This window comes from Streptomyces sp. SP17BM10 (assembly GCF_036322405.1).
Taxonomy (GTDB): domain Bacteria; phylum Actinomycetota; class Actinomycetes; order Streptomycetales; family Streptomycetaceae; genus Kitasatospora.
Map to the genome: position 1 here is coordinate 23696 of NZ_JAQYXB010000403.1, position 11933 is coordinate 35628.

Below are 11933 nucleotides of genomic sequence, written 5' to 3' on the forward strand. Positions count from 1 at the left end.
GGTTCGGCCGTGCGCGGGGCACCCCGGGAGGCATCCCGCGGGGGCCGCCCGCACCAACCGTGCCCCGTTCGCGGCCGGACGAACAGCATGCGAGCGCCGTGTGGCCGTTTCGTGATGCTCAAGTTCCGCTCAGATCGGCTGACGGGGGATCGTCACGGCTCCTATGGTCGGCCCACCGGGGGCTGCGGCTCCGCCGGCTGCGGCCCCCGGATTTCGTACCACCATTGCAGCCCAAGGGAGTTCAGACTTCGCGGGCCGAACGAGAGAGCAGGCTCGATGACCGGGAATCCGATCACGGACTCGAAGTCCGCAGCCGCTCCGCTGGTCGTGCTGGACGGCGTGAACAAGCACTACGGCGCCCTCCACGTGCTCCAGGGCATCGACCTGCGGATCACCCAGGGCGAGGTCGTGGTGCTGATCGGGCCCTCCGGCTCGGGCAAGTCCACGCTCTGCCGGACGATCAACCGGCTGGAGAGCATCGACTCCGGCACGATCACCATCGACGGCCGCCCGCTGCCCGCCGAGGGCAAGGAGCTGGCCAGGCTGCGCGCCGAGGTCGGCATGGTGTTCCAGAGCTTCAACCTGTTCGCCCACAAGACCGTGCTGGAGAACGTGGTCATGGGCCAGGTCAAGGTGCGCAAGGTGGCGCGCCCGCAGGCCGAGAAGACGGCCCGGGAGCTGCTGGAGCGCGTCGGCGTCGGCGCGCAGGCGGACAAGTACCCGGCCCAGCTGTCCGGCGGCCAGCAGCAGCGCGTGGCGATCGCCCGCGCGCTGGCCATGAAGCCGAAGGTGATGCTCTTCGACGAGCCCACCTCGGCCCTCGACCCGGAGATGGTCAACGAGGTGCTGGAGGTCATGCGCCAGCTAGCCGCCGACGGCATGACGATGGTCGTCGTCACCCACGAGATGGGCTTCGCCCGCTCCGCCGCGAACCGCGTGCTGTTCATGGCCGACGGCAAGATCGTCGAGCAGAACACCCCGGACGCCTTCTTCACCGCGCCGCGCTCCGAGCGCGCCAAGGACTTCCTCTCCAAGATCCTGCACCACTGACGCTCCGCCTCCCCTCGCGAGGCCGGCCCGGCAACGGCGCCGGCCGGCCCAGCCCTGCGCACAACTTCCAGACGCCAGAGCCCGGTTGACCCCGTGGCCCAGCCCCCAGGAGAACAACCCTCATGAGGACTCGTCGCACCCTCGCCGTCGCGCTCTGTGCCGTCGCGCTCACCGCCACCGCCGCGTGCGGCAAGGACGGCTCGCCCGACGCCGCCGCCACCCCCAGCGGCGCCCCCGCGCTGCCGACCTACACCGTCAAGACCGATGTCAAGGTCGACTCGGCGGTGCTCGCCGAGGCCCACAAGCGCGGCCAGCTGATCATCGGCGCCAAGGCCGACCAGCCGTTCCTCGGCTGGGAGGACGTCGCCAGCGGCGACCGCAGCGGCTTCGACATCGAGATCGCCAAGATGGTCGCCGCCGACCTCGGCTTCACCCCGCAGCAGATCAAGTGGCAGACCCTGGTCTCCTCGCAGCGCGAGCCCGCCATCGCCAAGGGCCAGATCGACTTCTACGTCGGCACCTACAGCATCAACGACGAGCGCAAGAAGTCGGTCTCCTTCGCCGGCCCGTACTACATCGCCGGCCAGGACCTGCTGGTGAAGGCCGACAACAAGGACATCACCGGCAAGGACTCCGTCGCGGGCAAGAACGTCTGCACCGCCACCGGCTCGACGTCGATCAAGAACATCCAGCAGTACAACCCGAAGATCACGCAGTTCGACACCTACTCGGCCTGCGTCGAGAAGCTGCTGTCCGGCGAGGTCGACGCCGTCACCACCGACGACGCCATCCTCAAGGGCTACGCCTCCAAGTACGCGCCCAAGCTCAAGGTGGTCGGCCAGCCGTTCACCGAGGAGAAGTACGGCGTCGGCCTCAACAAGGACGACGCCGCCCTGCGCAACGCCATCAACGACTCCATCAAGGCGCACCAGGACAACGGCGACTGGAAGAAGGCGTACGACGCGACCCTCGGCCTCTCCGGCTCCGCGGCGCCCACCCCGCCGGCCCTCGAGCGCTACTGATCCACCCGCCCGATTCCTTACCGCTCCTGAGAGGAGGGCCGCCGGATGGGTTTCCTGTTCGAGGACGGCAACTTCACGCTGTTCCGCGACGGCTTCCTGCAGACGATCGAGCTGAGCGCCCTCAGCGCGTTGCTCGCCCTGCTGCTGGGCACCCTGCTGGCGGCCTTCCGGGTCTCCCCGGTCCCGGTGCTGCGCGCCTTCGGCACCGGCTGGGTGACGATCTTCCGCAACACCCCGCTGACCCTGCTGTTCTTCGCCGTCGAGTTCGGCCTGCCCGCGCTCGACGTGCACTTCGAGCACCTCACCTTCGCGACACTGGCGCTCGGCGGGTACACCGCCTCGTTCGTCTGCGAGGTGCTGCGCTCGGGCATCAACACCGTGCCGCTCGGCCAGGCCGAGGCCGCCCGCAGCCTCGGCATGACCTTCGGCCAGACGCTCACCCTGGTCGTCCTGCCGCAGGCCGCCCGGACCGTGCTGGCCCCGATGAGCAGCGTGTTCATAGCCCTGCCGAGGAACTCGGCGATCGCCGGCGCCTTCAGCGTGGCCGAGCTGTACAGCTCGCAGCAGACCTTTTCCGAGCGCGGCTACTCGATCTTCTCGATCTTCTTCTGGGTGGCCTGCGCCTACCTGGTGATCAGCGCCGTGGTCGCCACCCTGTTCCGCGTCCTGGAGTCCCGACTGGCGGTGGCCCGATGAGCGAGCGAAGCGAGCGAGTCATGAGTAAGCGCGCACGGGCGAATGCCCCCGCCGAGCGAAGCGAGGTCGGCGCATGAGCTCCCTGTTCACCCGCCCCTCCACCGCCAGCGTCCTCTACGACGCTCCCGGCCCGAAGGCCCGCGCACGGTACCGGCTGTTCGGTGTGCTGTCGCTCGTCGCGATCGCCGGCCTGGTCTGGTACGCCGTCACGGCGCTCGCCGACAACGGCCAGTTCGACGCCGGGCTCTGGGACGTCTTCCAGTACAACACCATCCAGCAGCGGATCGTGGACGGCCTGGTCTCCACCCTGAAGGCCTTCGGCCTGGCGGCGCTGTTCTCGCTCGCCCTCGGCTCGCTGCTCGCCGCCGGACGGCTGTCCGACCACAAGCCGGTGCGCTGGGTGTGCACCGCGATCGTCCAGTTCTTCCGGGCGATGCCGCTGCTGATCCTCATCGTCGCGCTCTACTACGCGTTCTTCGCCAAGGACCCGATGTGGGCGCTGGTGCTCGGGCTCACCCTCTACAACGGCGCGGTCCAGGCCGAGATCATCCGCAGCGGCGTCAACGCCGTCCCCCGGGGCCAGGCCGAGGCGGCGTACGCCCTCGGGATGCGCAAGACCCAGGTGATGGCCGGCATCCTGGTGCCGCAGGCGGTCCGCTCGATGCTGCCGACGATGATCGGCCAGCTGGTCGTCACCCTGAAGGACACCTCGCTCGGCTTCATCATCACCTACCACGAGCTGCTGTTCGTCGGTAAGGCGATCGCGAGCCAGCCGATCAACGCCGCGGGCTTCCCCTACATCCCCGTGGTCCTGGTGATCGGTCCGATCTACGTCGCGATGTGCCTGTTGCTCACCGCGCTCGCCCGGTGGATCGAGGCACGCGGCCGTCGCGGCGCGAACCGGCGCACTTCGGCTGCTGCTTGACGGACACGCAGGTGAACTGTTGCATTGCTCTTCGTGACACCTCCCGGGAGCTTCCACGCGGCATATGACGCCAGCCTGACGGCCTGCCCATGCCCGGCCTTCCGGGCCCGAACGGTCCACCCGCTCCCGCAGGGCCCGGCATGGACCCGGTGATCGTGGTCGGGGCCGGACCGGTCGGTCTGGCCCTGGCCCTGGCGCTCGCCCGGCACGAGGTGCCGACCGTCGTCCTGGACGAGGGCTCCGGGCTCTGCCCCGAGGGCCCCCGCAGCGTCGTCCTCGGGGCCGACTCCACCGCCTTCCTCACCCGGATCGGCTACCACCGGGCCGTCTCCGACGCCGCCCTGTGGGACTCCTTCGCCATCTGGCGGCGCCGCCAGGAGGTGCTGCGGATCGACCTCACCGACTCGCCCACCTTCCACCTGCCCCAGCACCGCCTCCAGCGCGGCCTGCGCGACGCCCTCACCGGCACCCCGCTGGTCAGACTCGTCCCGCTCAGCCGGGTCACCGAGCTCGTCCAGGACCGCGACGGGGTCAGCGTCCGCACCCACGGCACCCAGGACGGCGCCAGCACCTGGTGGCGCGGCAGCCACCTGGTCGGCTGCGACGGCGCCCGCTCCACGATCCGCAAGCTCCTCAAGATCCGCTTCCCCGGCCGCCCGGCCGTCGACCGCAACGCCATCGCCACCGTCCGGGTCGACCTGCCCTTCGACGGCGCCCGGCTGCACCGCGAGCCGCCGTGGCGCGGCGACCGCGAGGCCTCCGCCCGTCCCCTGCCGGACGGCGTCTGGCGGCTCGACTGGCGCCTGCCGCCCGGCCGGCCGGCTCCCACCGAGCAGGTCGACCCGCACGCCACCTGGCCCGGCGTCGTCACCGGCGACACCCTGCTCAACCGCGTCACCGCGAGCCTCACCGGCTGGTGCGGCGAACTCCCCCGCTTCGAGCTGCTCGCCGCCGCCGACCACACCGCCCAGCAGCGCCTCGCCGCCCGCTTCCGCAGCGGCCGCTGCTTCCTCGCCGGCGACGCCGCCCACCTGCACGGCGCCCTCGGCATGCAGAACCTCGCGGACGGGCTGCGCGACGCCGACAACCTCGCCTGGCGGCTCGCCCTCGCCTGGCACCTCCACTCCGGCGGCCCCCAGCCCGGCGGCTCCCTCCTGGACGGCTACGAGGCCGAGCGCCGCGGCGCCGTCGGGGCCCGGCTGCGCGCCGTCGACCAGTCCATGCCGCTGCTGCGCCCGCTGCGCGGCTGGCAGCAGACCCGCCGCTCGCTGCTCGTCGGCGGCTTCCGCAAGCACGCGCCGCTGCTCGCCGACGGCCAGCTCGGCTCCGGCCGCTTCGGCGGCGCGCCCGCCTACCCGGCGGCGCCCTCGGGCGTCCCCGGCCGGGTGCCGGTCCAGCGCGGCGCGCGCACCACCACCTCACTCAGCGAGCTGCTGCCCGCCACCGCCCCCGGCGTGCTCGTGCCGGACCTCCCGGTGCTCTCCACCGACGGCAGCCCCGACCACCTCCACGCCCGGCTCGGTTCGACCTTCCTGCTGCTGCTGGTCGCCCCCGGCACCGCGGTCTGGTCCGCCGAGCACTGGCTGGGCGCCGGACTGATGCCCCGGCTCGCCGAGGTCGCGAACGCCCTGCCCGTCCCGGCCGAGGTCCTCGTGACCGAGGAGTACCCGGACGCCGGCCCGCACACCGTGCTGCTCATCCGGCCGGACGGGCACCTCGTGGGCGTCACCCAGGGCGCCGCCGCCGAGGACCTGCTGGCGCTCGCCGACCGCGCCCGGGGCGGCCCGGCGCCGCTCACCGGCGCGCCCGAGCCCGGGGCCGAGCCGGCCCCGGAGGCCGTCCCCGAGCGGCTCGACCCCTCTACCGCGCCACCTCGGTGACCCGGCTCTCCCTGACCACCGTCACCCGGATCTGCCCCGGGTGGGTCGGCTCCCCGGACACCCGCCGGGCGACCTCCCGGGCGATCAGCCCGGCACCGAGGTCGTCGACGACCTCCGGCGGCACCATGACGCGCACCTGGCGCCCGGCCTGCATCGCGTACACCTCGGCCACGCCCTCGTGCGCGCGGGCGGTCTCCCGGCGGACCGGGTCGAAGCAGGACGGCTGCACCGACGCCGGGGTGTCGTCGCCGACGATCAGGTTGACGCCGGTGACGGCCTCGAAGGCGCGGCCGTGCCCCACCGCGATCCTCATCACGTCCGGTGCGCGTCCTCCGGTTCGATGCCGCCGATCACGAGCTCCTCGGCGGCCCTACTCCGCGTCCTCCTCGGCGGCCTCTGCCGCGGCCTCGTCCTCGATGGCCGCGCGCACCACCCGGAAGGCCAGCCCCTCGGAGTAGCCGCGCCGGGCCAGCACCCCGACCAGCCGGCGCATCCGGGCCTGCGGGTCCAGTCCGCGGGTGCTGCGGAGCTTGCGGTCGACGAGGGCGCGGGCGGCCTCCGTCTCGTCGTCGTGGTCGAGCTGGGCCACGGCCTGCTCGACCAGGTCGGCGGTCACGCCCTTGGTCCGCAGCTCCTGGGCGAGCGCCCGCCTGGACAGGCCCCGGACGGCGTGGCGGGACTCCACCCAGGCCGCGGCGAAGGCGGCGTCGTCGATCAGCCCGACCTCTTCGAGCCGGTTGAGCACCCGGTCGGTGACGTCCTCCGGGATCTCCTTCTTGCGCAGGGCGTCGGCGAGCTGCTTGCGGCTCTTGGCGGCGCCGGTGAGCAGTCGCAGGCAGATGTCGCGGGCGCGGCTCTCGGGATCGACGGACTCCTCGGCCCTGCCCCGCTTCGGTTCGCGCGGCCGGGCCTGCTCGCCGTCCGGCTCGGTGCGCTCGGCGCGCTCGGCGCGCCGGCGTCCGCCCGACCGGCCACCCGGCCGTGCGGTCGTCCGCCCGCGCGAGGCGAAGGCGGCCGCACCCCCGTGACCGGCCGCCTCCCCCTCGTACGCCTGTGCCACGTGGTCGTCGTGGTCCGCGTGCCCGCCGGCCTCCTCGGCCAGCGCCGAGCGGCGCCGCCGGCGGCCGGTGGGCAGCTCGGAGGCGGAGACCAGCCCGAGCCCGTCGGACAGACCCTCCGCCGGCGTCGGTCCGGGCGCCGCGCCGCGCACCGCCCGGACCGACGCCCGGTCGAACTCCGGCTCCGCGCCGGATGCCCCTCGCCCCGCCGACCGCGGCTCCCGCCGGCGGGGCGGCCGGGCCGGGCCGGTCGCCGACGGCTCCGGATCCGGCTCCTCCGCCACGGCGGCGAACCAGTCCGGCGGCCCGTGGTCGTCGTCCTCCGGCGCCGCCGGGCCGGCGGCGCCCACCTCGTCGTGCTGCATCAACGGGCTCAGGCCTTGGCGGCCGCCGCCGTCTTCTTGGCCGCGGCCGTCTTGGCGGCGGTCGCGGTGATCGGCTTGGCGGCGCCGTCAGCGGCGGCGGCGGTGTCGGCCGCGCCCTCGGCCGGCTCCTCGACCTTCGGGCCGATGCCGAGCTTGCCCTTGATCTTCCGCTCGATCTCGTCGGCGAGCTGCGGGTTGTCCCGCAGGAAGTTGCGGGCGTTCTCCTTGCCCTGGCCGAGCTGGTCGCCCTCGTAGGTGTACCAGGCGCCCGACTTGCGGATGAAGCCGTGCTCGACGCCCATGTCGATCAGGCCGCCCTCGCGGCTGATGCCGACGCCGTAGAGGATGTCGAACTCGGCCTGCTTGAACGGCGCGGCGACCTTGTTCTTGACCACCTTGACGCGGGTGCGGTTGCCCACCGCCTCGGTGCCGTCCTTCAGGGTCTCGATCCGGCGGATGTCGAGGCGGACGGAGGCGTAGAACTTCAGCGCGCGGCCACCGGTCGTGGTCTCCGGCGAGCCGAACATGACGCCGATCTTCTCGCGGAGCTGGTTGATGAACACCGCGGTGGTGTTCGACTGGTTCAGCGCACCGGCGATCTTGCGCAGCGCCTGGCTCATCAGACGGGCCTGCAGACCGACGTGCGAGTCACCCATCTCGCCCTCGATCTCGGCGCGCGGGACGAGCGCGGCGACCGAGTCGATGATCACCAGGTCGATCGCGCCGGAGCGGATCAGCATGTCGGTGATCTCCAGGGCCTGCTCACCGGTGTCCGGCTGGCTGACCAGCAGGGCGTCGGTGTCCACGCCGAGCTTCTTGGCGTACTCCGGGTCGAGCGCGTGCTCCGCGTCGACGAACGCCACCGTGCCGCCGGCCCGCTGGGCGTTGGCCGCCAGGTGCAGCGTCAGGGTGGTCTTGCCGGAGGACTCGGGGCCGTAGATCTCGACCACCCGGCCCCGGGGGATGCCACCGACCCCGAGGGCGACGTCCAGGGCGGTGGACCCGGTGGAGATCACGTCGATCGGCTCGTTGGCCTTCTCGCCGAGGCGCATCACCGAGCCCTTGCCGAACTGCCGCTCGATCTGGGCGAGTGCGGTCTCTAGGGCCTTCTCGCGGTCCGTACCTGCCATGGCCTTTTCCTTCGGGTTCTGTGCTGTGCGCTTCATCGTCCTCGACGCTAGCGCGTCCCACTGACAAACGAGCCCGACCGGGCTCCGCCTGTGGAAAACTCCTCGCCGGAGAGTACAAAGAACATCTGTTCGATTCAAGCGTCGCACGCCACCCGGGCGCGCGGGCCCGGGTGGCTCAGGCCGCCTCGTCCGGCCCGCCCCCGACCATCCGCCGCAGCCGCCTGGCCGCCTCCCGGCGCAGCTCCCGCCGGGCCCGCCGCTGCTCCCCGCGGTCGATCCGCGGGTCGGTCGCCACCTCGTAGCGCCGCACGTACGTCCCGACGAAGCCCTGCAGCGTCGCGGCCGCCGGGATGGCGATCAGCGCGCCCACCGCTCCCAGCAGCGCCGCGCCCGCGATCACGGCCCCGAACGCCACCGCCGGGTGCACGTCCACCGTCCTCGCGGTGATCCTCGGGTGCAGCAGGTAGTTCTCGACCTGCTGGTACACCACCGTGAACACCAGCACCCACAGCGCGTCCACCGGCTCCGCCGTGAGCGCCACCAGCACCGGCAGGGCGCCCGCGAGGTACGTCCCGATGGTCGGCACGAACTGCGACATGACGCCGACCCAGATCGCCAGCGCGGCCGCGTACGGCAGGTCCAGCAGCGCGAACATCACCCAGTGCCCGGCCGCCGACACCACCGCGAGCAGCGCGCGCGAGTACAGGTAGCCGCCGGTCTTGGCGAGCGCGATCTCCCAGGCCCGCAGCACCTCGCCCTGCTTGGCCGGCGGCAGCAGCGAGCAGACCGTCCGGCGCACCCTGGGGCCCTCGGCGGTGAAGTAGAAGGTGAACAGCCCGACCGTGAAGGCCTGGAAGAGGCCGCCGATCACGGTGGAGGACAGGCCCCACACGTTGTCGGCGGCCTGCTGCGCGTAACCCTCGATCGTGCCGGAGTCCTTGAGCAGCTTCTTCTGCAGCTCGCCCAGCGAGACGTCCTGGTGGAAGGTCCCGTTGACCCAGGTGATCAGGTTGTCGACCAGGTGCGGCAGGTCCCCCGCGATCTTCGCGACCTGGTCCACCAGCAGCGTGCCGAGCGCCGCCAGGAACCCGAGGACGGCGACCGCGACCGCGACGAACACCAGGAACGTCCCCACGCCCCGGCGCACCCCGCGCGCGGCCATCCGGTCGACGGCCGGTTCCAGCGCGAGCGACAGGAAGAAGGCCACCAGAAGCATCACGAAGAGGTCGATGAGCTGGCGGAACGCCCAGTCCGCGAGCTGGAACAGGCCGAACAGGACGAAGCCGAGCACCATCGCCCGGGGCAGCCAGCGCGGCATCCCGCCGCCCCAGAGCCCCTCGCCGCCCCGCACCCCGCCGTCCCCGTCCGCAGCCCCGGCCGGCGCGCCCGACACACCCGGCGCATCCGAAACACCCGGCGCACCCGGCCCACTCGACACACCGGCCTGCTCCTCGGCCGACCTGTCCGAATTCTGCTGTTCTGCGTCGCTTGTCACCCGGACAGTCTGTCCCATCCGCCCGATGGGCAAGGCCGGTACGGCAACATCCGGCCGTCACGTGGCGGACGGCCGTTGACCGCTCAGCGGAGCAGCGTGGAGACTCCCTGGGTCTCGCAGACCACCCGCCAGACGTCCTTGGCCTCCCAGCCCGCGTCCAGCGCCTGCCGGACCGTCCGCCCACCGAGCTCGCTCATCACGTGGTCGGAGGCGAAGGACTCCGCGTACGTCTCCCCGAAGTGCTCGTACATCCGTCGCCAGAACTCCGTCAACCTCATGCCGTCCAGTATCCCGGACCGGCCTCCGGAGCCCCCGGGCGCGTCAGCCCGGCCACCGGGCCCGTTCCAGCGCGGCGGCGGCAGGCGCGCCTACCGGGGCAGCGCCAGCAGCCCCGCGCCGAAGTACTGCCGGTCCCCGCAGGCGTACGGCCCCGGCGGGCAGGTGGCCTCGGCCGTGCTGGCCAGCAGGGCGGCGAGCCCGGCCGCGTCGTAGTCCGGATGGAGCGCGGCGGCCACCGCGACCGCACCCGTCACGTGCGCGGCCGCCATCGAGGTGCCGGCCAGCGCCGCGTACTGCCCGCCGGGCCAGTCGGAGACGATCGCGCCCTGCGGCCCGCCGTCCGGGTCCCCGCCGGGCGCGGCCAGCGAGACCTTGCCGCGCCCGTAGTTGGAGTACGAGGCGGGGCGGCCGTCGCGGTTGACGGCGGTGACGGTGACGACGCCGGGCAGCTCGCCGGGCAGCCGGATGCACTCGGTGCCCAGGCGGCGGGACTGCGCGGGGCCGGACACCCGGTCGTTCGGGCTGCGCTCGTCCGCCCTGGCCGCGCCGAGGTCCTGCCCGTCGTTGCCCGCCGAGGCGACGACGACGGCGCCCTTGCGCTGGGCGTACGCGGCGGCCCGGCCGACGGCGGCGATCAGCGCGGCCTGGTCGCGGTCCTCCGGGCAGTTGTACTTCCACGGGTCGGCGAAGTAGCTGTTGTTGATCGCCTTGGCGCCGTGGTCGGCGGCCCACACCATGCCGCAGACGATGCTCTCCGCGTAGTACTGGCCGAGCGGTCCGAGCAGCCGCACGGCGGCGATCCGCACGCCCGGCGCGACCCCGGTGACGCCCCGGCCGTCCCGGACGGCGCCCACGATCCCCGCGACGTGGGTGCCGTGGCCGCTCTCGCCCACCCCGGGGTCGGGCCGCCAGGAGCCGGCGCGCGGATCGGGGCGCCCGTCGGCGCACGAGGCCGAGGACTTGGGATCGACGGCGGCCCTGAGGTCGGGGTGGGTGTCGTCGACGCCGGAGTCGAGCACCGCGACGAGCACCTTGTGCAGCGCCTGCGGCGCCGGCCCGGCGGCGGGCCCGGTCGGCGCGGCGGTCGCGTCACCGGGCCGGGCGCCGGGCGCGCCGAGCACGGCGAGGTTCCAGTCGTCGTGCTCGGCGGGGTCGGGCACGGTGAGGGTGGTGTCCTCCTGTCGCTCGGACAGTTCGGCGGTGTCGGTCCCGCCGGAGCGCTCCGCCCCGCCCGACCGGTCCGCGCTGCTGCGCCCGGCGCGTTCGGTGCCGGCCGCGAAGTCCCCGGCGCCGTCCAGCGGCCGCGGCGGGCCGACCACCGGCGCGGTGCGGGTGGCCCCGACGGCCGCGATGCCGGGCCTGGCCCGCACCACGTCCGCGAACCCGCCGGGGGCGTACGCCAGCACGGCCCCGATCTGCGGGTACTCCTGGACCACCTGCCCGCCCGCCGCGCGGGTCTCGACCCCGGCCCGGGCGGCACCGGCCGCGTCGTCCTCGTCGGCCAGCACCAGGTAGCTGAGGTAGGCCCGGCCGCCGCCGGACACGTACGGCACGGCGCCGCCGACCACGAGCGCGGTGAGCAGCATCGCGAACAGCGCCCGGACGGGCCCGCGGACCCGGCGGCGGGGGGCGCGGGCGGGACCTGTTCCGGACGGGTGCGCCTGCGCCATCGCACGGTCTCCGCTCGTCGGCCCCGCGGGCACGCGGGTGATCATGTGCTGGAATCATCACGATATGAGCGGATTGTCTTTTTTGCTCCTTCAGTTACACCTCCTCCCGCCGCACCGCCCGACCCGTCCGCCCGGTTGTCGGTCCCACCCGGCACCATGGGGGCATGGCGTCCCAGCAGCAGACCCCGCCGGCCGACCGGCCGGACGAACCGCAGGACGACCCGCTCGCCGGGTTCGCCCCGGCCACCCGGGCCTGGTTCACCGGCGCCTTCCCCGCGCCCACCACCGCCCAGGCCGAGGCCTGGCGCGCCATCGGGCGGGGGACGGACGTCCTGGTGGTCGCCCCCACCGGCTCCGGCAAGA

Annotated in this window: 12 protein-coding genes; 6 read left to right on the top strand and 6 right to left on the bottom strand. The window is 73.5% G+C overall.

Annotated elements, in window-relative coordinates; genetic code table 11:
* The first annotated feature begins 276 nt into the window (after window positions 1-276).
* The 5 genes from PUR71_RS03265 (at window position 277) to PUR71_RS03285 (ending at window position 5573) form a co-directional block, all read left to right on the top strand.
* Window positions 277-1050, top strand: coding sequence for an amino acid ABC transporter ATP-binding protein (locus PUR71_RS03265; RefSeq protein ID WP_329924770.1), 774 nt, complete (start codon window positions 277-279; stop codon window positions 1048-1050).
* 122 nt (window positions 1051-1172) lie between these two features.
* On the top strand, window positions 1173-2072 hold the full coding sequence (locus PUR71_RS03270; protein ID WP_329924771.1) for a glutamate ABC transporter substrate-binding protein: 900 nt from the start codon (window positions 1173-1175) through the stop codon (window positions 2070-2072).
* Window positions 2073-2117: 45 nt separating this feature from the next.
* On the top strand, window positions 2118-2768 hold the full coding sequence (locus tag PUR71_RS03275) for an amino acid ABC transporter permease (RefSeq protein ID WP_329924772.1): 651 nt from the start codon (window positions 2118-2120) through the stop codon (window positions 2766-2768).
* Window positions 2769-2841: 73 nt separating this feature from the next.
* Complete coding sequence (locus PUR71_RS03280) at window positions 2842-3693, top strand: amino acid ABC transporter permease (RefSeq protein WP_329924773.1); 852 nt, start codon at window positions 2842-2844, stop codon at window positions 3691-3693.
* A gap of 140 nt (window positions 3694-3833) precedes the next feature.
* A complete protein-coding gene (locus PUR71_RS03285; protein ID WP_329924774.1) occupies window positions 3834-5573 on the top strand; it encodes an FAD-dependent monooxygenase in 1740 nt (579 codons plus the stop codon).
* Here PUR71_RS03285 and PUR71_RS03290 read toward each other — a convergent pair.
* From PUR71_RS03290 to PUR71_RS03315, 6 genes are all read right to left on the bottom strand, one after another.
* Window positions 5554-5886: a hypothetical protein gene (locus tag PUR71_RS03290; RefSeq protein ID WP_329924775.1), complete on the bottom strand. Its 333-nt coding sequence runs from the start codon at window positions 5884-5886 to the stop codon at window positions 5554-5556. The two genes, PUR71_RS03285 and PUR71_RS03290, sit on opposite strands and share 20 nt — an antisense overlap.
* 57 nt (window positions 5887-5943) lie before the next feature.
* Window positions 5944-6996: a regulatory protein RecX gene (locus PUR71_RS03295; protein WP_329924776.1), complete on the bottom strand. Its 1053-nt coding sequence runs from the start codon at window positions 6994-6996 to the stop codon at window positions 5944-5946.
* 8 nt (window positions 6997-7004) lie between these two features.
* On the bottom strand, window positions 7005-8126 hold the full coding sequence (gene recA, locus PUR71_RS03300; protein ID WP_329924777.1) for a recombinase RecA: 1122 nt from the start codon (window positions 8124-8126) through the stop codon (window positions 7005-7007).
* Window positions 8127-8301: 175 nt separating this feature from the next.
* Window positions 8302-9519, bottom strand: a complete 1218-nt coding sequence (locus tag PUR71_RS03305) for an AI-2E family transporter (RefSeq protein WP_443077333.1) — start codon at window positions 9517-9519, stop codon at window positions 8302-8304.
* A 185-nt stretch (window positions 9520-9704) separates the two neighbouring features.
* Window positions 9705-9899: a DUF3046 domain-containing protein gene (locus PUR71_RS03310; protein WP_329924778.1), complete on the bottom strand. Its 195-nt coding sequence runs from the start codon at window positions 9897-9899 to the stop codon at window positions 9705-9707.
* A 90-nt stretch (window positions 9900-9989) separates the two neighbouring features.
* Entirely contained in the window at window positions 9990-11570 is a 1581-nt protein-coding gene (locus PUR71_RS03315; protein WP_329924779.1) for a S8 family serine peptidase, read from the bottom strand.
* A gap of 164 nt (window positions 11571-11734) precedes the next feature.
* Between PUR71_RS03315 and PUR71_RS03320 the strand changes: the two genes are divergently transcribed.
* Window positions 11735-11933: hypothetical protein (locus PUR71_RS03320; protein WP_329924780.1), on the top strand; the 199-nt coding region annotated here is incomplete at its 3' end.